This window comes from Streptomyces sp. CB02959, from assembly GCF_002803155.1.
Taxonomy (GTDB): Bacteria; Actinomycetota; Actinomycetes; order Streptomycetales; family Streptomycetaceae; genus Streptomyces.
Window position 1 is genome coordinate 72,691 of sequence record NZ_NNBP01000032.1, and the last position, 19,561, is coordinate 92,251.

At 71.4% G+C, this 19,561-nt stretch carries 21 protein-coding genes; 11 read left to right on the forward strand and 10 right to left on the reverse strand.

Translation table 11 applies throughout. The annotated features are described in order from the left end of the window. Nucleotides 1-4 precede the first annotated feature (4 nt). The 6 genes from CG747_RS37965 to era all read left to right on the forward strand — a co-directional run bounded on the left by CG747_RS37965 (nucleotide 5) and on the right by era (nucleotide 6,437). Nucleotides 5-1,198 (forward strand): carbohydrate kinase family protein, encoded by a 1,194-nt coding sequence (locus tag CG747_RS37965; protein ID WP_100606442.1) that lies wholly within the window; start codon nucleotides 5-7, stop codon nucleotides 1,196-1,198. Between the two features lie 174 nt (nucleotides 1,199-1,372). After that, nucleotides 1,373-2,374 carry a PhoH family protein gene (locus CG747_RS37970; RefSeq protein WP_100606443.1) on the forward strand — a complete coding sequence of 334 codons (1,002 nt, stop codon included), beginning with the start codon at nucleotides 1,373-1,375 and terminating at the stop codon, nucleotides 2,372-2,374. A 39-nt stretch (nucleotides 2,375-2,413) separates the two neighbouring features. Then, on the forward strand, nucleotides 2,414-2,911 hold the full coding sequence (ybeY, locus tag CG747_RS37975) for an rRNA maturation RNase YbeY (RefSeq protein ID WP_100606444.1): 498 nt from the start codon (nucleotides 2,414-2,416) through the stop codon (nucleotides 2,909-2,911). Nucleotides 2,912-2,922: 11 nt separating this feature from the next. Continuing rightward, nucleotides 2,923-4,242, forward strand: a complete 1,320-nt coding sequence (locus CG747_RS37980; RefSeq protein ID WP_100606445.1) for a hemolysin family protein — start codon at nucleotides 2,923-2,925, stop codon at nucleotides 4,240-4,242. A gap of 788 nt (nucleotides 4,243-5,030) precedes the next feature. Then, entirely contained in the window at nucleotides 5,031-5,393 is a 363-nt protein-coding gene (locus tag CG747_RS37985) for a hypothetical protein (RefSeq protein ID WP_100606446.1), read from the forward strand. A 96-nt stretch (nucleotides 5,394-5,489) separates the two neighbouring features. Then, on the forward strand, nucleotides 5,490-6,437 hold the full coding sequence (gene era / locus CG747_RS37990) for a GTPase Era (RefSeq protein WP_374701867.1): 948 nt from the start codon (nucleotides 5,490-5,492) through the stop codon (nucleotides 6,435-6,437). Between the two features lie 357 nt (nucleotides 6,438-6,794). On the opposite strand, the gene CG747_RS37995 is transcribed toward era, so the two are convergent. Next, nucleotides 6,795-7,061 carry a protealysin inhibitor emfourin gene (locus CG747_RS37995; RefSeq protein ID WP_100606448.1) on the reverse strand — a complete coding sequence of 89 codons (267 nt, stop codon included), beginning with the start codon at nucleotides 7,059-7,061 and terminating at the stop codon, nucleotides 6,795-6,797. A gap of 105 nt (nucleotides 7,062-7,166) precedes the next feature. Beyond that, complete coding sequence (locus tag CG747_RS38000) at nucleotides 7,167-8,258, reverse strand: M4 family metallopeptidase (RefSeq protein ID WP_100606449.1); 1,092 nt, start codon at nucleotides 8,256-8,258, stop codon at nucleotides 7,167-7,169. Nucleotides 8,259-8,550: 292 nt separating this feature from the next. On the opposite strand from CG747_RS38000, the gene leuA reads away from it, so the two are divergent. Both leuA and CG747_RS38010 read left to right on the forward strand, forming a co-directional pair. Next, on the forward strand, nucleotides 8,551-10,308 hold the full coding sequence (leuA, locus tag CG747_RS38005; RefSeq protein WP_100606450.1) for a 2-isopropylmalate synthase: 1,758 nt from the start codon (nucleotides 8,551-8,553) through the stop codon (nucleotides 10,306-10,308). A gap of 249 nt (nucleotides 10,309-10,557) precedes the next feature. After that, nucleotides 10,558-11,277: a TerB family tellurite resistance protein gene (locus CG747_RS38010; protein ID WP_100606451.1), complete on the forward strand. Its 720-nt coding sequence runs from the start codon at nucleotides 10,558-10,560 to the stop codon at nucleotides 11,275-11,277. A 151-nt stretch (nucleotides 11,278-11,428) separates the two neighbouring features. Here the strand turns inward: CG747_RS38010 and CG747_RS38015 are convergent, their stop codons facing one another. From CG747_RS38015 to CG747_RS38050, 8 genes are all read right to left on the reverse strand, one after another. Then, entirely contained in the window at nucleotides 11,429-12,661 is a 1,233-nt protein-coding gene (locus CG747_RS38015) for a cytochrome P450 (RefSeq protein WP_100606452.1), read from the reverse strand. Continuing rightward, complete coding sequence (locus tag CG747_RS38020; protein WP_100606453.1) at nucleotides 12,577-14,007, reverse strand: cytochrome P450; 1,431 nt, start codon at nucleotides 14,005-14,007, stop codon at nucleotides 12,577-12,579. The genes CG747_RS38015 and CG747_RS38020 overlap by 85 nt, the downstream gene beginning before the upstream one ends. Next, on the reverse strand, nucleotides 14,004-14,588 hold the full coding sequence (locus CG747_RS38025; RefSeq protein WP_100606454.1) for an ATP/GTP-binding protein: 585 nt from the start codon (nucleotides 14,586-14,588) through the stop codon (nucleotides 14,004-14,006). The genes CG747_RS38020 and CG747_RS38025 overlap by 4 nt, the downstream gene beginning before the upstream one ends. Before the next feature lie 22 nt (nucleotides 14,589-14,610). Beyond that, entirely contained in the window at nucleotides 14,611-14,973 is a 363-nt protein-coding gene (locus CG747_RS38030; protein ID WP_100606455.1) for a DUF742 domain-containing protein, read from the reverse strand. Continuing rightward, nucleotides 14,970-15,398: a roadblock/LC7 domain-containing protein gene (locus tag CG747_RS38035; protein ID WP_100606456.1), complete on the reverse strand. Its 429-nt coding sequence runs from the start codon at nucleotides 15,396-15,398 to the stop codon at nucleotides 14,970-14,972. The genes CG747_RS38030 and CG747_RS38035 overlap by 4 nt, the downstream gene beginning before the upstream one ends. Next, the gene (locus tag CG747_RS38040) at nucleotides 15,395-16,891 is read right to left on the reverse strand and encodes an ATP-binding protein (protein WP_100606457.1); all 1,497 of its coding nucleotides are present in this window, start codon (nucleotides 16,889-16,891) and stop codon (nucleotides 15,395-15,397) included. Before CG747_RS38040 ends, CG747_RS38035 begins: the two co-directional genes overlap by 4 nt. 266 nt (nucleotides 16,892-17,157) lie before the next feature. Further along, nucleotides 17,158-17,370: a DUF397 domain-containing protein gene (locus CG747_RS38045; RefSeq protein ID WP_100606458.1), complete on the reverse strand. Its 213-nt coding sequence runs from the start codon at nucleotides 17,368-17,370 to the stop codon at nucleotides 17,158-17,160. Further along, a complete protein-coding gene (locus CG747_RS38050) occupies nucleotides 17,352-18,185 on the reverse strand; it encodes a helix-turn-helix transcriptional regulator (RefSeq protein ID WP_100606459.1) in 834 nt (277 codons plus the stop codon). Before CG747_RS38050 ends, CG747_RS38045 begins: the two co-directional genes overlap by 19 nt. A gap of 120 nt (nucleotides 18,186-18,305) precedes the next feature. Between CG747_RS38050 and CG747_RS38055 the strand changes: the two genes are divergently transcribed. From CG747_RS38055 to recO, 3 genes are read left to right on the forward strand one after another with little or no spacing between them, the layout of a single operon-like run. Then, the gene (locus CG747_RS38055) at nucleotides 18,306-18,503 is read left to right on the forward strand and encodes a hypothetical protein (RefSeq protein ID WP_100606460.1); all 198 of its coding nucleotides are present in this window, start codon (nucleotides 18,306-18,308) and stop codon (nucleotides 18,501-18,503) included. After that, a complete protein-coding gene (locus CG747_RS38060; protein WP_257981001.1) occupies nucleotides 18,500-18,730 on the forward strand; it encodes a hypothetical protein in 231 nt (76 codons plus the stop codon). The genes CG747_RS38055 and CG747_RS38060 overlap by 4 nt, the downstream gene beginning before the upstream one ends. Nucleotides 18,731-18,782: 52 nt before the next feature. Beyond that, complete coding sequence (gene recO, locus CG747_RS38065) at nucleotides 18,783-19,529, forward strand: DNA repair protein RecO (RefSeq protein ID WP_100606462.1); 747 nt, start codon at nucleotides 18,783-18,785, stop codon at nucleotides 19,527-19,529. Nucleotides 19,530-19,561 lie beyond the last annotated feature (32 nt).

Sequence of the window (19,561 nt, forward strand, 5' to 3'; positions counted from 1 at the left end):
CGCGGTGAACACTGGCCGACGCGAGGTCCAACCGCCCGAGGGGCCGGCCGACGTGCCGACGGGGCTCGATCCGCTGGCCGCGGTGCGCCGCGCGGACGATCCGCCCACCGACGTCTACCTCACCGGCACCGTCTTCCTCGACATCATCTTCACCGGCCTGGATTCCGCCCCGGTCCGCGGCACCGAATCCTGGGCCCGCGGCATGGGCTCCAGCCCCGGCGGCGTCGCCAACATGGCCACCGCACTGGCCCGGCTCGGGCTGCGCACCTCCCTGGCCGCCGCGTTCGGCGACGACATGTACGGCGAGTACTGCTGGGAGGCGCTGGAGCAGGGCGAGGGCATCGACCTGGCACTCTCGCGGAAGGTCCCGGGCTGGCACTCGCCGGTCACCGTCTCGATGGCCTACGAGGGCGAGCGCACCATGGTCTCGCACGGCCACGAGGCGCCGCCCCCGGAGGACGCCTTCGACGGGGCGCACGCCCCCGGCTGCCCGCCGCCGACCCGGGCCTGCGTCGCCTCGCTCGTCCCCGGCCGCCGGGAGGGCTGGCTGGGCTGTGCGGCCGGTCGCGGCAGCCGGATCTTCGCCGACGTCGGCTGGGACGACTCCGGCCGGTGGGACCCGACCGACCTCGTCGACCTGGAGCACTGCGAGGCGTTCCTGCCCAACGCCGAGGAGGCGATGCGCTACACCCGCACCGACTGCCCGCGCGCCGCCGCCCGCAGGCTCGCCGACCTGGTGACGCTCGCCGTCGTCACGCTCGGCTCGGAGGGCGCGTACGCGGTGGACGCCCGCACCGGGGAGAGCGCCGAGGTGCCCGCCATCGTGGTGGAGGCGCTGGACCCGACCGGCGCCGGGGACGTCTTCGTCGCCGGCTTCGTCACCGGCACCCTCGCCGACTGGCCGCTGGCCGACCGGCTGTCCTTCGCCGGGCTGAGCGCCGCCCTGTCGGTGCAGGAGTTCGGCGGTTCGCTCTCCGCGCCCGGCTGGGCGGAGATCGCCGCCTGGTGGCGCCGGGTCCGGGCCTGCGACACCGGGGCCACCGCCGGGCTGCGCCGCCAGTACGGCTTCCTGGACGCCGTGCTGCCCGAGCCGGGCGTGGGCCTCGGCGCCACGGGGGCGGCGGACCTCGCGCGCCCGAGCGACTCCGCGCCGCTGGCCCGTGCGGTCCCCACGATCGGTTTCCGCCGCCCCGCCTGAGCGCGCCGCCCGGCCCGCCCTCCGGTGCCCCCGCGGCCGTCCCGGAAAAGCAGATCGGCTTGTCGGTGCCCCGTCGTACTCTGGTAGCGCAAGGAGCCAGTGCGGGCACCGCTGTCGCGGTCCGCACCTGTGATGAGCAAAGGATGGGGGTTGAGCAGGCCACCTGGCCTACCCATGACGCAGACACCCACACGAGCGCAGGCGAGCGCCCAGTTCACGGTCCCGGCCAAGCACCCGATGGTGACGGTCCTGGGATCCGGCGACTCGCTCCTGCGCGTGATCGAGGACGCCTTCCCCGCCACCGACATCCACGTCCGGGGCAACGAGGTCAGCGCGGTCGGCGACGCCCGGGAAGTCGCCCTGATCCAGCGCCTTTTCGACGAGATGATGCTGGTGCTCCGCACCGGACAACCGATGACGGAGGACGCAGTGGAACGCTCCATCGCCATGCTGCGCGCGGCGGAGAACGGCGAAGGGGCCAGCGAGACCCCGGCCGAGGTGCTCACCCAGAACATCCTCTCCAACCGCGGCCGCACCATCCGCCCCAAGACCCTCAACCAGAAGCGCTACGTCGACGCCATCGACAAGCACACCATCGTCTTCGGGATCGGGCCGGCCGGCACCGGCAAGACCTACCTGGCCATGGCCAAGGCCGTCCAGGCCCTCCAGGCCAAGCAGGTCAACCGGATCATCCTGACCCGCCCCGCGGTCGAGGCCGGAGAGCGCCTGGGCTTCCTGCCCGGCACCCTCTACGAGAAGATCGACCCCTATCTGCGCCCGCTCTACGACGCGCTGCACGACATGCTCGACCCGGACTCCATCCCGCGGCTGATGGCGGCGGGGACGATCGAGGTCGCGCCGCTGGCGTACATGCGAGGCCGGACGCTCAACGACGCCTTCATCATTCTCGACGAGGCGCAGAACACCAGTCCCGAGCAGATGAAGATGTTCCTCACCCGGCTCGGCTTCGACTCGAAGATAGTCATCACCGGCGACGTGACCCAGATCGACCTGCCGGGTAGCACGAAGAGCGGTCTGCGCCAGGTCCGGGACATCCTGACCGGCGTCGACGACGTGCACTTCTCCGAGCTCACCAGCAGGGACGTCGTCCGGCACAAGCTCGTCGGCCGTATCGTCGACGCCTACGAGAAGTACGACAGCCGCAACGGCAAGTAGCCCGCGCTGCGCGACCAAGAAGCGAGACCCACCTTCCCCATGTCGATCGACGTCAACAACGAGTCCGGTACGGACATCGACGAGCAGGCGATCCTGGACGTCGCCCGCTATGCCCTGGCCCGGATGCGGATCCACCCGCTCTCCGAGCTGTCCGTCATCGTCGTGGACGCCGAGGCCATGGAGCAGCTCCACCTCCAGTGGATGGACCTCCCCGGCCCGACCGACGTCATGTCCTTCCCGATGGACGAGCTGCGGCCGCCCGCCAAGGACGACGAGGAGCCCCCGCAGGGGCTCCTCGGCGACATCGTGCTCTGCCCGGAGGTCGCCGAGAAGCAGGGCAAGGACGCCCCGACGGAGCACAGCATGGACGAGGAACTCCAGCTGCTGACCGTCCACGGCGTGCTGCACCTGCTCGGCTACGACCACGAGGAGCCGGACGAGAAGGCCGAGATGTTCGGCCTGCAGGCCGCGATCGTCGACGGCTGGCGGGCCGAGCGCGGGATGACCGGTCCCTCGCCGGCCCCGACCGTGACCTGACGGGGCGCACGATGACCACCCTGATCGCCGTCGCGGTACTGCTCGTCGTGGTCGCCTGGCTCGCCGCCTGCGCGGAGGCCGGGCTGACCCGGACGACGAGCTTCCGCGCCGAGGAGGCCGTGCGCTCCGGCCGCCGGGGCAGCGCCAAGCTCGCCGCGGTCGCCGCCGACCCCACCCGCTACCTCAACCTCGCGCTGCTGGTGCGGGTCGGCTGCGAGGTGGCCGCCGGAGCCCTGGTCACCTACGCCTGCCTGCGTTCCTTCGACACGACCTGGCAGGCGCTGACCGTCGCCATCGCGGTGATGGTGCTGGTCTCCTACGTCGCCGTGGGAGTCTCCCCGCGCACCATCGGCCGCCAGCACCCGCTCAACACCACCACCGCGGCGGCGTACGTCCTGCTGCCGCTGGCCCGGGTGATGGGCCCGGTGCCGCAGCTGCTGATCCTGCTCGGCAACGCCCTCACCCCCGGCAAGGGCTTCCGCAAGGGCCCGTTCGCCTCCGAGGCGGAGCTGCGGTCCCTGGTGGACCTGGCCGAGAAGGAGTCGCTGATCGAGGACGAGGAGCGCCGGATGGTGCACTCGGTCTTCCAACTCGGCGACACCCTCGTCCGGGAGGTGATGGTGCCCCGCACGGACCTGGTCTCCGTCGAGCGGTTCAAGACCATCCGGCAGGCGCTGACCCTGGCGCTGCGCTCCGGCTTCTCCCGGATCCCGGTGACCGGCGAGAACGAGGACGACATCGTCGGCGTGGTCTACCTCAAGGACCTCGCCCGCAAGGTGCACATCAGCCGGGACGCGGAGAACGAACTGGTCTCCACGGCGATGCGCCCGGCGGTGTTCGTCCCCGACACCAAGAACGCCGGCGATCTGCTGCGCGAGATGCAGCGGGACCGCAACCACGTCGCGGTGGTGATCGACGAATACGGCGGCACCGCCGGCATCGTCACCATCGAGGACATCCTGGAGGAGATCGTCGGCGAGATCACCGACGAGTACGACCGGGAACTCCCGCCCGTGCAGGACCTGGGCGGCGGCCGCTACCGCGTCACCGCCCGCCTCGACATCGGCGCACTGGGCGAGCTGTACGGCCTCGCGGAGCTGGACGACGAGGACGTGGAAACGGTCGGCGGGCTGCTCGCCAAGCAGCTGGGCCGGGTCCCGATCGCCGGGGCGACCGCCGAGATCGACCTCTCCGACGACGCCTCGGACCCGGACCTCAAGGCGCTGCGGCTGATCGCCGAGGCGCCCGCCGGCCGCCGCAACAAGATCGTCACGGTGCTCTGCGAACCGGTCCGCGCGGCGGACGCGGAGGGTGACGGCGCCGGCGGCTGACCGCCGCCCGGCGCCCGCCGCGGCCCGCGCCGCCGCCCCGCAGCACCGGCAATTCCGGGGCGCGCGGCCCCGCACCGCTACTGATCCGAAGTACAGCGGAAATATCCTCAAAGCCATTTCCGGCAACTCTGGATTCCCTCACTAATTCCGTGGAAAGATCTTCGAACCGGCGCCGGAAAGGGCGTCGGTGTTTTGCGGCAGAGGGAAGCTGAACGAAATGCGTGGAAGGAAAGCCGTGGTGGTGCCCACCGCCGCGGCGGCTCTGCGGGCGGTCCGTCCGGACGGAATCGACGCCCTCGCCGCGAGCAGAAAGACCAGGTATACGGAATCCGGGGGCGCCACCGATGGCGCGGCGGATTTCACCGGCGCGGCCCTTTCGGCAGGAGCCGCCGGGCGGTGACGGAAAGATCACCGCAGTATTCGCGATGACGTCCGGCCAGGCCGCGGACATCGCGAGGACGGGCACCGGGAGGGGGTCCGGGCACCGACGACGGTGACCGACGACCCGGTGGTCACACACGACTCCGGACCGGGCGATCGCCCCGCAGGCAGCACGCCTGCGGTGGCGCCGCCCGGTCCGGACCCGGAAACGACGTTGGCTGGAGAGCCGGGTGCCCCGGCACAGGGGAGCGGGGCAACCGGACTCTTCAGCCATCGTGCGTTTTCCCCGCACCCTCAGCTCTCCCCGCACTCTCGGCCGCCGGGGCAGCAGGCGGCCCGGACCTCCGGTACGGCCCGCGGGGCCCGCCCCCGTACGGCCCGGCCGGGCCGCGCATATGCTCGCCCGTATGACCGAAGCCGCACCGCTGGACCCCGAAGACCGCAAGATCATCACGCTCGCGCGCTCGGCGCGGGCCCGTAACGGCGTCCCCGAGGGCGCCGCCGTCCGCGACGAGACCGGCCGCACCTACGTCGCCGGCACCGTCGCCCTGGACTCCCTGCAGCTCAGCGCATTGCAGACGGCCGTCGCGATGGCCGTCGCCAGCGGCGCCACGTCCCTGGAGGCCGCGGCCGTGGTCACCGACGCCGAGCAGGCCGCCGACGCCGACCGGGCGGCCGTCCGCGACCTCGGCGGCCCGGACACCCCCGTCCTCGTCGCCGCCCCCGACGGCACCCTGCGCGCCAGCGTCCCGGCGGGCCCCTCGGCCTGACCGCACCACCAGGCGGGGCGCCCGCCGCCACCGAGCGCCCCGCCCCGGAACGGCCGGAGCGCCGGATGGTCGGAGTGGCCGCGGGGATCGGGGAGAATGGGCGCCATGAGCGTTCGCACAGAGTCCACTGCCCCCCACCGCGCCGGCTTCGCCTGCTTCGTGGGCCGCCCCAACGCAGGCAAGTCCACCCTGACGAACGCTCTCGTCGGGACGAAGGTGGCGATCACCTCCAACCGCCCGCAGACCACCCGCCACACCGTGCGCGGCATCGTGCACCGGCCCGACGCCCAGCTGGTCCTGGTCGACACCCCCGGGCTGCACAAGCCGCGCACCCTCCTCGGCGAGCGGCTCAACGACGTCGTCCGCACCACCTGGTCCGAGGTCGACGTGATCGGCTTCTGCCTCCCCGCCGACCAGAAGCTCGGCCCCGGCGACCGCTACATCGCGGCCGAACTCGCCGCCATCAAGAAGACCCCCAAGGTCGCCATCGTCACCAAGACCGACCTGGTCGACTCCAAGGCGCTCGCCACCCAGCTGCTCGCCATCGACCAGCTCGGCAAGGAACTCGGCATCGAATGGGCCGAGATCATCCCGGTCTCCGCGGTCGGCGACAGCCAGGTCTCGCTCCTCGCCGACCTCCTCGTGCCGCTGCTCCCCGAGAGCCCGGCCCTCTACCCGGAGGGCGACCTCACCGACGAGCCGGAGCAGGTCATGGTCGCCGAGCTGATCCGCGAGGCCGCGCTGGAGGGCGTCCGCGACGAACTGCCGCACTCCATCGCCGTCGTCGTCGAGGAGATGCTCCCCCGCGAGGACCGGCCCGCCGACAAGCCGCTGCTGGACATCCATGCCAACGTCTACATCGAGCGCCCCAGCCAGAAGGGGATCATCATCGGCCCCAAGGGCAAGCGCCTGAAGGAGGTCGGCACCAAGTCCCGCAAGCACATCGAGGCACTGCTGGGCACCCCGGTCTTCCTGGACCTGCACGTCAAGGTCGCCAAGGACTGGCAACGCGACCCTAAGCAGCTCCGCAAGCTGGGGTTTTAAGCCCCGCACGTTGTCGGCCGTCCCGCCGTGGGGGTAGGGGGCCTCTGCGGGTCCGTTGTTGAGTGGTGACCGGGTCGATTTGCGACCGGCAGGCGACCACTCAACAACAGGCCCCACCCACCGTCTTTCCCCACCACCATCGGGAGGGGTCGGGGCGGAGGGGTCGGGGTGCAGGACGTAAAGCGCAGCAGTCCTGCACCCCGACCCCTCCGCCCCGACACCGCACCCAACAGCCCCGCGCAGCGGACAACAGCCCGCGCCGCCAGGCGCAATGGCGCCGCACCCGGCAACGTACGAGCGCCCCGCGCCGCCAGGCGCAACGGCCGACAACGTGCGGGGCCCAACCAAGCGCAGCGACTAGGCGCCTTCCTTCAGCACCCTCGTGATCAGCTCGCGCTGGTCGTCGGTGAGGTCGGGGTCGGTGCAGTAGGCGGTCTTGTCGTCGATGGTGAGGGCGTACCGGAAACCGTCGGGGACGCCGGTGGGCGGGGCGGCGTGGGCGTCGGCCAGGGCGCGGTCGGCGAGGGTGTGCCAGTCGGTGGCGTCGGTGCGGTCGGCGGTGTCGATCTCGGCGTGGCGCTCGATGCCGGCGAAGCCGCCGGTGCGGCGGATGTGGATGCGCATGGGGGGCTTCTACCCGGTGGGGCCGGAGTAGTCGACCGGGGGGCGGTGGGCACCCGGAAGGGCGGGGCGGCGAAGGGTGCCGCTCCCGCCCGGGGCCGGTGGGGGCTACTTGCCGGTGACGCCGACCGTGGACCACGCCTTGACCACGGCCTCGTGCTCGGCGCCCGATCCGCCGAAGCGGGTCTGGGCGGCCTGCACGGTGAGGTTGGCGAAGTCCGCGAACTGGGCGTTCTTCGCCAGGTGGCCGCCGGTGAGGACGTCGTACCAGATCTGGCCGGCGCGCTCCCACGCCTTGCCGCCGAGTGCGCCGGCGACGAGGTAGAAGGCGTGGTTGGGGATGCCGGAGTTCAGGTGGACGCCGCCGTTGTCGTCGGTGGTCTGGACGTAGCCGGCCATCGTGGCGGGCTGCGGGTCCTTGCCGAGCTGCGGGTCGTCGTAGGCGGTGCCGGGGGCCTTCATCGAACGCAGGGCCTGCCCGTGCACGCCGGGGGCGAGCAGGTCCGCGCCGATCAGCCAGTCGGCCTGGTCGGCGCTCTGGCCGAGCGCGTACTGCTTGATCAGGGAGCCGAAGACGTCGGAGATCGACTCGTTGAGGGCGCCGGACTGGCCCTGGTAGTCGAGGTTGGCGGTGTACTGGGTGACGCCGTGGGTGAGCTCGTGGCCGATGACGTCGACGGGGATGGTGAAGTCCCGGAAGAGCGTGCCGTCGCCGTCGCCGAAGACCATCCGCTGGCCGTCCCAGAAGGCGTTGTCGTACTTCTCGCCGTAGTGGACGGTGGCGTCGAGCGGGAGGCCGGCGCCGTCGATGGACTTGCGGCCGTAGACCTTCAGGTAGAGCTCGAAGGTGGCGCCGAGGCCGGCGTGCGCGCGGTTGACGGAGGCGTCCTTGGAGGGGCCGTCGGACTCGGAGTGGACCTTGGTGCCGGGGAGGTCCTGCTGGTGGCCGGCGTCGTAGACGGTGCGGTTCGGCTTGTCGGCGGCGGCCCGGGCCTCCTGCGGGGCGAGGAGCTGCGCGGCCAGGTCGGTGCGGCGGGTGCGGTGGAGGGCGTCGTGCTCCAGGGTGCGGCGGGCGGGCTCGTGCCGGGCCGGGTCGTCGGACTCGGCGAGCTTGCCGAGGATGTGCGGCGGCACGATCGTGCAGAAGACCGGGGTCGTGGGGGCGGGTGCGGTGCGCGGCTGGGTCACGGATTCCTTCATGGAGAAAACGGTGGCACTGTGTAATGCGTCTGTCACTGGCGGCGGCCGAAGTTCCCGAAAAAGTGTGGTTGGTCGCATTTTTGCCTCTACGTCCGAGCGGTCCCGCATACTGATACGCGACTGCGGATCTTCGGTCCCTCGGCTACGGTGCTGTCCATCATGCGTTTCGGGCTGCTTCTCCTTAGCTGCCGCGGCGAGGGCCTGTAGTCGTAGGCCGACCCCCTCCCCGCGGGATCTGGTGCTGCGTTCGACCGTCGGCCGTCATACGGATCTCCCCGAGGAGCCCTACGCAATGTCGCAGCCTGTCGGCCGCCCCACCCCGATCACCAACGCCACCCACACGCAAGCGCCGTCCGGGATGCCGATCCACAAGTACCGCCCGTTCGAGGCCGTGGACCTGGCCGACCGGACCTGGCCGGAGAAGCGGATCACCAAGGCCCCCCGCTGGCTCTCCACCGACCTGCGCGACGGCAACCAGGCGCTGATCGACCCGATGTCGCCGGCCCGCAAGCGCGAGATGTTCGACCTGCTGGTACGCCTGGGCTACAAGGAGATCGAGGTCGGCTTCCCGTCGTCCGGCGAGACCGACTTCGCGTTCGTCCGGTCGATCATCGAAGAGGGCGCGATCCTCGAGGACGTGACGATCTCCGTCCTGACACAGGCCCGGGAGGAGCTGATCGAGCGGACCGTCGAGTCGCTGCGCGGCGCTCCCCGGGCCACCGTCCACCTCTACAACGCCACCGCCCCCACCTTCCGCCGGGTCGTCTTCCGCGGCTCCAAGGAGCAGGTCAGGCAGATCGCGGTGGACGGCACCCGGCTGGTGATGGAGTACGCCGACAAGCTGCTGGGCGACGAGACGGTCTTCGGCTACCAGTACAGCCCGGAGATCTTCACCGACACCGAGTTGGACTTCGCGCTGGAGGTCTGCGAGGGGGTGATGGACGTCTGGCAGCCCGAGGCGGGCCGCGAGATCATCCTCAACCTGCCGGCCACCGTGGAGCGTTCGACGCCCAGCACGCACGCCGACCGCTTCGAGTGGATGTCGCGGAACCTGACCCGGCGTGAGTTCGTCTGCCTGTCCACGCACCCGCACAACGACCGCGGCACCGCCGTCGCCGCCGCCGAACTGGCCGTGATGGCCGGCGCCGACCGCGTCGAGGGCTGCCTGTTCGGCCAGGGCGAGCGCACCGGCAACGTCGACCTGGTGACGCTGGGCATGAACCTCTTCTCCCAGGGCGTCGACCCGCAGATCGACTTCTCGCAGATCGACGAGATCCGCCGCACCAGCGAGTACTGCAACCAGATGGAGGTCCACCCGCGCCACCCCTACGCGGGCGACCTGGTCTACACCGCCTTCTCCGGCTCCCACCAGGACGCCATCAAGAAGGGCTTCGACGCGCTGGAGGCCGACGCCGCCGCCCAGGGCGGGACCGTCGACGACATCGAGTGGGCGGTGCCGTACCTGCCGATCGACCCCAAGGACGTGGGGCGTTCGTACGAGGCGGTCATCCGGGTCAACTCGCAGTCCGGCAAGGGCGGTATCGCCTACGTCCTGAAGAACGACCACAAGCTGGACCTCCCGCGCCGGATGCAGATCGAGTTCTCCCGGATCATCCAGGAGAAGACCGACACCGAGGGCGGCGAGGTCACCCCGAAGGACATCTGGGGCACCTTCCAGGACGAGTACCTGCCCAACCCGCAGAACCCGTGGGGCCGCATCCAGGTCAGGGCCGGGCAGACCACCACCGACAAGGACGGCGTCGACACCCTCACCGTCGAGGCCGAGGTGGACGGCGCCGAGACCGTCCTGACGGGCTCCGGCAACGGCCCGATCTCCGCGTTCTTCGCCGCGCTCCAGGACCTGGGCATCGACGCACGCCTGCTGGACTACCAGGAGCACACCATGAGCGAGGGCGCCTCCGCGCAGGCCGCCTCGTACATCGAGTGCGTCATCGACGGCAAGGTGCTGTGGGGCATCGGCATCGACGCCAACACCACCCGCGCCTCCCTCAAGGCCGTGGTCTCCGCCGTCAACCGCGCGGCGCGCTGACCCCCGGTCGCGTCACCTTCCGCCCGGCCCCGCCGCTCCGCACCCCGGAGCGGCGGGGCCGGGCGCGTCCCGTACACATTCCGTACGCATCCCCGCCCGCATCCGGCCAGCCGCCCGACCGTTGTCCGATACGAGGTGCTGACGGCACATCACCGATGTGGCTAACATCACGTAACGAACGGCGACGGGGCCGATGGGAGCTCCTCCCATGCCCTTGCGGTCGTGGGGGAATGACGGAGGGCTGACGTGATGCGCAACGTATGTGTGGTGGGGGTGCGCACCTCGTGGCGGACCGTCGCCGACGGCGAGTTCTTCTGTCCGGACTGCGGCGGCGACCGCAACTACCTCCGCCGCACCGGCCGGCGCCGCCTCGTCGTCCTCGGCATCCCCGTCCTCGCCCGCGGCGACGCCGGCCCGGTCCTCGAATGCTCGGCCTGCCGGGGCCACTTCGGGCTGGACGCCCTCGACCACCCCACTACCGTCCGGCTCTCCACGATGCTCCGGGACGCCGTCCACACCGTGACCCTGGCCCTGCTGGCGGCCGGCGGTACGGCCTCCCGCACGGTCCGCGACGCCGCGGTCACCGCCGTCCGCAAGGCCGGCTCCGCCGACTGCACCGAGGACCAGCTGCTCACCCTGCTGGCCGCGCTCGCCGCCGACACCGGCCGGATGACCGGCACCTACGAGGCGGCCACCGGCGGTCACTGCGGGCATCAGGGACTCGACCCGTGCGGCACCGCGCTGGCCATAGAGCTCCACGAGGCGCTGGAGCCGCTGGCGCCGCACCTCGCCCCCGCCGGACGGGAGTCGCTGCTCCTCCAGGGCGCCCGGATCGCCCTCGCCGACGGCCCCTGCACCCCCGCCGAACGCAAGGTGCTCAGCACCGTCGGCGTCGCCCTGGCGCTCGACCCGGAGGACGTCGACCGGCTGCTGGCCGCGGCCGCCCGCTCGTCGCGCTACCGCCGCTAGAGCCGCCAGAGGGCCCGAAGACCCCGGCCCGCGGCGGCGCCCCGCCCCCAGGCGCCGCCCGGCACGAGGACGGCCCCGCCACCGGACGGAACCGGTGGCGGGGCCGCATGCCTGCCGGACGCTCCGCGCCCGTCCCCCGTGCGATGCTCCCTCAGGCCGTCAGGCGCACCGGCAGGCTCGCCAGCCCGCCCGAGATGAACCCGCCCGCCGGCCGCAACTCCTCGGCGGGAACGGCCAGTCGGAGGTCGGGGAACCGCTCGAAGAGGGCCGGCAGCGCGGTCCGCGCCTCCAGCCGGGCCAGCGGCGCACCGATGCAGTGGTGCACCCCGTGCCCGAACGCCAGGTGCTCCTGGCTCGCCCGCTGGAGGTCGAACGCGGCGGCGTCCGCGCCGTGCTGCTCGCGGTCCCGGCCCGCCGCCGCGTACATCGGCAGCAGCGCCTCGCCCTTGCGGATCACCTCGCCGCCGGGCAGTTCGACGTCCTCCACCGCGAACCGCAGCGGCAGGCTCGCGATGCTCGGCGACCAGCGCAGCGTCTCCTCGATGACGTCGTTCCACGACGCCTCGCCGCTCCGCACCAGCTCCAACTGCCCGGGGTGGGTCAGCAGCGCGTACACCGCGTTCCCCAGCAGGTCCACGGTGGTCTCGTGGCCGGCGCCGATGACCAGCAGCAGGGTGTCCCTCAGCTCCTGCTCGGTCATCGCCTGGCCCTCGTCGTCCCGGGCCGCGACCAGCAGGCTGGTCAGGTCGTCCGCGGGCTCCGCGCGCTTGGCCGCGATCAGCGAACCGAGCAGTTCGTTGACCGACACCCAGGTCGCGGCGGCCTGCTCCGGGGTGGCCGTGGTGTCCATGATCTCCGAGACGACCCGGGCCAGGGCGAGCCGCGGCTCGCCCTCCGGGTAGCCGAACAGCTCGCAGATCACCTGCATGGGCAGCGGCTGGTTTAAGGACTCCCGCAGGTCGACGACTTCGCCGGCCGGGTGGGCCGCCAGTCCGTCCAGCAGGTCGCGGGTGATCTGCTCCACCCGCGGCACCATGGCGTCCGTCCGGCGCGCGGTGAACGCCGGGGCGATCAGCTTCCGCAGCCGCCGGTGGTCGGGACCGTAGGCGGTGAACATGTTCGTCACGCCGATCCACGACTGGAGCCAGCTGCCGCGGATCTCCTCGCGCTGCCACTCCGGCCAGTGGTCCCGCGGGTTCTTCGAGATCCGGTCGTCGGTGAGCAGCGTCTTGAGCAGGGTGTGACCGGTGACCCCCCATGCGCGGATGCCGCCGGGCAGTTCGATCCGGGCCGCCGGGCCTAATGCGCGGAGGCGGGCTCCTTCGCCGTGGATGTCGGCTCCGGCCGGGTCGATGACGACGGGCTGCGATCGCTGTTCTGCCAAGGCGTAGCTCCTGCCTGATCCGGGGAGATGGGGGTGAAGCGGGCCGGGAGCGCGGCCAGGGCCCGGTGGAAGGCCCCGTTGCGCCACACCAACTCGTCCGGCGTCACGGCGAGTTCGATGTCCGAGAGCCAGGCGGTGAGCCGCTCGATCGCGGTGATCGCGATCAGCAGCGCATGCCGCTTCACCGGGCAGGCGTGCGGCCCCGCCGCCCATGCCAGGTGGGATCCGCTGCCCGACCCCGGGCCGTGGGTGGCCGTGGTGTCGAACTGGCTGTTGGCCGCCGCGTACGAGACCATCACCAGCTGCCCGGCGCGCACCCAGGTGCCGTGGAAGAAGACGTCCCGGACCGGGAAGTGCGCGGAGTAGTTGGCCATCGGCGGGTCGTTCCACAGCACCTCGTTGATGGCGTCGTGGACGGTCAGCGCGCCACCGGAGACGGTGCCGTAGTAGCGGTCGTCGGACAGCATGCGGGACAGCGCGTTGCCGATGAGGTTGGCCAGCGGCTCGTTGCCGGCGCCCATCACGAGGATGACGTTGTGGATCAGTTCCTCGTCGCTCAGGTCGTTGGGGTGGTCCATGAACCACGACGTGAGGTCCGGTCCCCGCTGCGCCTTCTTCGCGCCGACCAGCTCCATGATGTACTGCGTGAACGCCTCGTTGGAGGCCGCCGCCTCCTCCGGCGAGTTGCCCTCCAGCATCCCCGCGATCGCCGAGATCAGCCGGTCGCTGTAGGAGTCGGGCAGCCCGAAGAGGGCGTTGAACATCAGCAGCGGGATCAGTCGCGCGTAGTCCGCGATCAGGTCCGCCTCGCCGTGGTCGCCGAACCGCCGGATCAGGGTGTCCGCCGCGTGGTGCACCCGGGCCCGCAGCTCGTGCGGTTCGACGAGCTTGAAGCTGTCGACGATGACGTCCCGGTAGCGGACGTGCGCCGGACCGTCGCTGAAGAAGACGTTCGGCCGCCAGCCCAGCATCGGCATGACCGGCGAGTCCGGCGGAACGGTCTGCATCCAGGCCCGGGAGTCCTTGGACCAGGTCGCGTCGTCGTTCAGCAGCTCCAGCGCCGCCCGGTAGTCGGTCACCAGCATCGCGGTCACCTCGGGCGCGATCTCCACCGGCGCCAGCGCCCCGTACTGCCGCAGCTGCGCGTAGACGCGGTCCGGGTCGGCGGCGAAGTCCGGCCCGTACAGCTTCACCGGCGCGTGCGGGTCCGGCTGCACCGCGGCCTGCGGCGGCGTCCCGTGCGCCGGACAGCCCGGCGGTGGGGCGGCGGCCTCCGACGGCGGCGGGGCGGCCTGCCCGGGGCAGGGCGGCGGCGGGGCGGCGCCCGGCTCGTACGGGGAAGTCACGGGTTCGGGTTCTCCTCGGGCAGGGGCGTGTGGTCCAGGACGTGGCGGACCAGCGCGATCAGCGCGTCGACGGACTGTTCCCGGTCGCGGGCGTCGCACAGCACCAGCGGGGTGTCCGGGTGCAGGTCGAGCGCCTCGCGCATCTTCTCCACGTCGTACTCCGGGGCGTCGGGGAAGGTGTTGACCGCGACCGCGTAGCGCAGTCCGGCCTCCTCCACGATGTCCATCACCTCGAACGAGTCCGCCAGCCGGCGGGTGTCCGCGAGGACCAGGGCGCCCAGCGCACCACGGGCGATGTCCTGCCACAGCGGGCGGAAGCGCTTCTGCCCCGGCGTGCCGAACAGGTACAGCACCAGGTCCCCGGGCAGCGTCAGCCGCCCGAAGTCGATGGCGACGGTGGTGGTGGTCTTGTCCCGCACGCCGGCGAGGTCGTCGACCATCACGCCGGTCTGCGTCATCACCTCTTCGGTGTGCAGCGGCGGGGTTTCGGAGAGCGCGCGGATGAGCGTGGTCTTGCCGACCCCGAACGGGCCGGCGACCAGCAGCTTCACCAGCGTCTGGTGCTCGCCGGAGAGGTACATGTTGCCGGTCCCGGCGCCGGGGCTAGGACTTGAGAGAGCGGAGTCCATCGAGAACCCTCTCCAGGATCTGCCGGTCGAATTGCTCGGCTTCGGGTATGGGGGCTCGGGCGTGCAGGCGCCCGGCATCGACGAGATCGGCCACCAGCACCTTCACCACGCTCACGGGCAGGTGAAGGTGGGCGGCCACCTCGGCCAGAGTCAGCGCACCGGGCTGGAGCAGCTCCAGGATCCGGTGCTCTTCGGGGCGTACCTCACTGGTGATCGGCATGTCCACGCTGATCAGCACGGTCAGCCGGTCCAACGTGTTGCGGCTCGGCCGGGCGCGTCCGCCGGTTGCCAGATAGGCCGGTACGAGACGCCGTCCGCTGCTCTGGCGCGGCGTCATGCCTGGCTACCGATGCCCCGAGCCGGGCTGTTCATGACCTTCTTGCCCAGGGTCGTCACCTGGATCTGCATGTGGTGCGCGACGACGCCCATGTTCACCTCCGGATCGGCGAAGACGGCCAGGCAGGTGTTCTCACCGGCCGGGATCGCGAAAACGAAACCTTCCTCGGACTCGATGACGGTCTGCCGCAGCCGGGCGTCGTCCTGCTCGGTGAACGCCGCGGTCACCGCGCGCCCCGCGCCCTGGAGCGCCGACATCATCGCCGCGACGCCCTCCGCGGCCTCCCGCGACAGGCCCGGCGAGGCCCCCTCGATGAAGCCGTCGCCGGAGATGACGGCGGCGTGGACGACATGCGGCAGCTCCAACAGGGGAGCCAGCACCCAGGACTTGTCCTCGGTGACACGGCGACGGGTCGGGCTGTTCATGACTGGGCGTTCCCTTCGGGACTGCGCGGGGGTTCGAAATGGGCTGCGGCCCGACCGGATTCGGTGCCGCGCTGGAGCGCCGCCCAGCGGGAACCGGTCTCCTCCGGGGAGCGCAGGTTGATCGTGTCGTTGCGTGACTCGGGCGGCTGCTCGGACGTCGGCCGGCGACGGCGGCGGCGCGGCAGTTCACCCTCGGCCGGCGGCTCGTACGGCTCCGGCGCGGCGGCCTCAGCCGGTGCTGCCGGTGCGGCGGGTGCCGGCGCGGGCGCCGCGAGGGGCTCGGCCGGTGCGGGCCGCGGGGCCGGCACGGCGCCCGCGGGGGTGGCCGGCGCGCCGGCCCCGGTCGGCAGCCCGGACGGCATCGCCGCCCGCTCCCGCGGCGCACCGGGGGCCCGGTGCGGCATCGGCGCCATCACCGAGATCGGCCGCGCGCCCTCGTCGAGGACGGTCAGCAGCGGATCGCCCGGGATGTACACCACGGCCCGCACACCGCCGTACGGCGACGGCTCCACGTGCACCCCGAAGCCGTACTGCCGCACCAACTGGCCGGCCGCCGCGAAACCGGACCGCGGCGGGTCGCCCAACTGCGTCAGCAGCAGGCCGTCGTTGCCGGCCAGCAGTTCCATCGCGTGCTTGATCTCGTCGTCGTGCATGCCGACGCCGTAGTCGTCGATGATCACCGACGCGCCGCGGTTGCCCTGCTGGAGTGTGACGGTGACCGGCAGTTCCCGGTGCGAGTGGTGCAGCGCGTTCGCCAGCAGCTCGGTGACGGTGATGGCGATCGGCTCGACGGCCCGCGCGACCACCGCGACCGGGTCCCGCAACTGGTTGCTGACCTGCACCCGCTCGTAGCCGCGCAGCCGCGAGGTGGCGCCCACCAGCAGCTCGGCGAGGTACGAGTCCTCGCGGGTCAGTCCCGGCCAGGCACCGCAGACCACGCCGGTGGCCTGCACCCGCCGCAGCGCCTGCTCGTTGAGGAAGTCCGCGTCGAGCAGGTCCTGCGCGATCTGCGGGTCGTCGTACTTGTGCTGCATCGTCTGCAGCGAGGTCTGCACCTGGTACAGCAGCGCCTGGATGGTGGTGGTGGCACCGCGCAGCGTGGACTGCGCCGCCGCGTCGACCCGGGTGCGCTCCTTGGTGATGGCCGCGCGGACCTGCTCCAGTACGGCGCCCAGCGCCTCGTCGGTCTCCGACCCGCCGAACCGCTTGTCCAGCAGGCCGCGCACCGGCACGTGAGGGTGCGCCAGCGCCAGCGTCAGGTCGGGCAGCCGGGCCTCGGCCAGGTGCCGGATCTCGGCCTCCGTGGCCCGCAGCCTGGCCGACAGCTCCGTGTTGCCGTGGAGCGTGGCGCTGTTCTGTTCCTCAGCGGTCGTCAGGCGCGCTCTGAGGCCGGCCCGCTCCTTGCGCACGCGGACCAGGAGCGTCGCCAGCACTACGGCGGCGACCGTACCTGCGCTGAGGCACCACAACAGCGCCTGCGGTATGGATGTCATCGAGATCCTCGTTTGGGGACTGACGGGGATGTCTCGGCCGCTACGGCTGGCGTGCCGCCGAACATCACCGGATGCTACCTGTCGTCCGACACGCCGTAAGGGTCCTTGACGTGCAGGTACGGAGAAGTGTGGAAGGTCGCATTCGGCCGTTGATGACCGGTGGGTAACGTGATGCGGCCCCGCCGTCCGAAGGGATGGTGGGGCCGTGTGGAGATGGTGTGGATGGACCGCGGGTGAGCTGCGGATATGTCAGGAGTGGGCGTCGGTCAGGCCGCAGGGAAACGGCCGTCCTTGACGGCGTCCACGAAGGCGGACCACCCACCGGCCGGGAACACCAGCGCCGGCCCGTGCGGATCTTTGCTGTCGCGGACGGGGACGAGGCCGGGGAGGGAGTTCGAGACCTCCAGGCAGCTACCGCCGTTGTGGTCGCTGTGGCTGCTCTTGTACCAGTGAGCGTTGCTCAGGTCGTACTCGCGCATTGTCGGTAACCCTCCGCCGCCGATTCGATCAGGGTCAGGGACGCCTCCGGCGACAACGCGGTGGCCCTCACCAGATCGTAGTCCTGCTGTACGCGCTTCACTATGGCCGGATCGTCCAGCAGCGTTCCCGAATACACGCCTTCTGTATAGGCGGTTGGGGGTGCGTCCTCGAACTCCATCAACGTCACCATCCTGCCCGCCGACGGGTACGGCCCGGCCGCGAACGGCAGCACTTGAACGACGATCTTCCGCTCGTGTGCGAGGTGTGCGATGTGCTCCAACTGCTCGGCCATGACGGCCGGTCCGCCCACCGGCATACGGAGGACTGCCTCGTGAAGGATGGGCCAGTAGCCGTCCCGAGGGCCGAGCCGGAAGAGGTCCGCCCGCTCAAGTCGGGCGCGCACCTTCTCCTCGACGTACTCATCCGTGGCGAAGGGGTTGCCCGCCACCGTGAGGGCTTTCGCGTATGCCGCCGTCTGCAACAGTCCCGGCACCACCATCGACTCGAAGTCGCAGATCTTGGTGGCCAGCGGCTCCAGTTCCACCACCTTCGCGAAGTAGTCCGCATACCGCTGGTCGTCGATGAGCTTGCGCCAGGTCCGCTCGAAAAAACCGTCGGTTTGTAGAACTTGATCGATGAGGATCGCCACGCCCAGTTGCGGGCGGCGGATCGCCTGCTCGAACTGGCCGATATAGCCGCCGGAGATGAACACCTGATTTCCCAGCATCTCCTGGGTTAAGGCGGCGTTCTCCCGATGTCGCTTGAGTTCCGTTCCCCAGTACTCCCAGAGCGTCTGGCGTGAGGCATTGGCCATGGTCTGCGTCCTTTCTCTGCCCGGCAGTTGCAGTGCCGGGACCGTTGCACACCCTAGTTCCGCGGCGTCACGCTTCCGATGCGAACAGTGAAAAAAGTTCCTCGCGGAAAGTGGTGAGCAATGAAGGAAGAACCGGCTGCCGTGGAAAGCGTGATCACGGAATTGCAGGAAGCTTTGGCTCAAGCTGGCATCGTTCTGCCGTCGCTCGGACTCGACCTGGTTTCGTACGCGCATCGCAGCATGCCCCCGCTCGTGGAATTGGGGCGCTGCAATATGGACACCGCACGGCGGCTGACCGAGGCGCTGGGGGAGCGGTGAGGGCGGCGGTGGTGGTCCCGGCGTTCGGGGCGTATGTGGTCGACACGCGGAACGGGCGGGTCGGGCAGGTCGTGGGCCGGGAGGGGCGGTACCTGCGGCTGCGGCCGGTCGGGGGCGGGCGGGAGTGGGCGTGCGCACCAGAGGCGACCCGGTGCGCCACCGCCGGCGAGCGGCTCCGGGCGGAGACCCGCCACGCCAACGCCCGCAGCCGCGGCGAGCGGGCCTGAGGCCGGACAGGGCGCGGGCCGGCCCGTCCGGTGGGTGCGCGAGAATGGCTGTATGACTCTGTTCCGCGACGACGGCATCGTGCTGCGCACCCAGAAGCTGGGCGAGGCGGACCGGATCATCACGCTGCTCACCCGCGGCAACGGCCGGGTACGGGCCGTGGCGCGGGGCGTGCGGCGGACGAAGTCGAAGTTCGGGGCCCGGCTGGAGCCGTTCTCGCATGTGGACGTGCAGTTCTTCGCCCGCGGCGGGGAGCTGATCGGGCGCGGGCTGCCGCTGTGCACGCAGAGCGAGACGATCGCCGCGTACGGTGGCGCGATCGTCACCGACTACGCCCGCTACACGGCCGGGACGGCCATGCTGGAGACCGCCGAGCGGTTCACCGATCACGAGGGCGAACCGGCCGTCCAGCAGTACCTGCTGCTGGTCGGCGGGTTGCGGACGCTGGCCAACGGGGAGCACGCCCCGCACCTGGTGCTGGACGCGTTCCTGCTGCGGTCGCTGGCGGTGAACGGTTATGCGCCGAGTTTCGATGCCTGCGCGCGATGCGGAATGCCCGGTCCGAACCGGTTCTTCTCGGTGGCGTCGGGCGGTGTGGTGTGCGGTGACTGCCGGGTGCCCGGAAGCGTCGTACCCTCCTCAGAGGCGATCGGGCTCCTGGGCGCGCTGCTGACCGGCGACTGGGAGTCCGCGGACGCCTGTGAGGCGCGGCACGTCCGGGAGGGCAGCGGCCTCGTCGCGGCGTATCTGCACTGGCATCTGGAGCGCGGCCTGCGGTCCCTCCGGTATGTGGAGAAATAACGGCCGCGGCTCGGCACGGTCCGGCCATCCGA

What these genes read in the sequence shown, in the direction of transcription:
- CG747_RS37970 (WP_100606443.1), top strand. Translation starts at nt 1,373, where the DNA reads ATGACGCAGACACCCACACGAGCGCAGGCGAGCGCCCAGTTCACGGTC.
- ybeY (WP_100606444.1), top strand. Translation starts at nt 2,414, where the DNA reads ATGTCGATCGACGTCAACAACGAGTCCGGTACGGACATCGACGAGCAG.
- CG747_RS37980 (WP_100606445.1), top strand. Translation starts at nt 2,923, where the DNA reads ATGACCACCCTGATCGCCGTCGCGGTACTGCTCGTCGTGGTCGCCTGG.
- CG747_RS37985 (WP_100606446.1), top strand. Translation starts at nt 5,031, where the DNA reads ATGACCGAAGCCGCACCGCTGGACCCCGAAGACCGCAAGATCATCACG.
- era (WP_374701867.1), top strand. Translation starts at nt 5,490, where the DNA reads ATGGGCGCCATGAGCGTTCGCACAGAGTCCACTGCCCCCCACCGCGCC.
- CG747_RS37995 (WP_100606448.1), bottom strand. Translation starts at nt 7,061, where the DNA reads ATGCGCATCCACATCCGCCGCACCGGCGGCTTCGCCGGCATCGAGCGC.
- CG747_RS38000 (WP_100606449.1), bottom strand. Translation starts at nt 8,258, where the DNA reads ATGAAGGAATCCGTGACCCAGCCGCGCACCGCACCCGCCCCCACGACC.
- leuA (WP_100606450.1), top strand. Translation starts at nt 8,551, where the DNA reads ATGTCGCAGCCTGTCGGCCGCCCCACCCCGATCACCAACGCCACCCAC.
- CG747_RS38010 (WP_100606451.1), top strand. Translation starts at nt 10,558, where the DNA reads ATGCGCAACGTATGTGTGGTGGGGGTGCGCACCTCGTGGCGGACCGTC.
- CG747_RS38025 (WP_100606454.1), bottom strand. Translation starts at nt 14,588, where the DNA reads ATGTACCTCTCCGGCGAGCACCAGACGCTGGTGAAGCTGCTGGTCGCC.
- CG747_RS38030 (WP_100606455.1), bottom strand. Translation starts at nt 14,973, where the DNA reads ATGACGCCGCGCCAGAGCAGCGGACGGCGTCTCGTACCGGCCTATCTG.
- CG747_RS38035 (WP_100606456.1), bottom strand. Translation starts at nt 15,398, where the DNA reads ATGAACAGCCCGACCCGTCGCCGTGTCACCGAGGACAAGTCCTGGGTG.
- CG747_RS38040 (WP_100606457.1), bottom strand. Translation starts at nt 16,891, where the DNA reads ATGACATCCATACCGCAGGCGCTGTTGTGGTGCCTCAGCGCAGGTACG.
- CG747_RS38045 (WP_100606458.1), bottom strand. Translation starts at nt 17,370, where the DNA reads ATGCGCGAGTACGACCTGAGCAACGCTCACTGGTACAAGAGCAGCCAC.
- CG747_RS38050 (WP_100606459.1), bottom strand. Translation starts at nt 18,185, where the DNA reads ATGGCCAATGCCTCACGCCAGACGCTCTGGGAGTACTGGGGAACGGAA.
- CG747_RS38055 (WP_100606460.1), top strand. Translation starts at nt 18,306, where the DNA reads ATGAAGGAAGAACCGGCTGCCGTGGAAAGCGTGATCACGGAATTGCAG.
- recO (WP_100606462.1), top strand. Translation starts at nt 18,783, where the DNA reads ATGACTCTGTTCCGCGACGACGGCATCGTGCTGCGCACCCAGAAGCTG.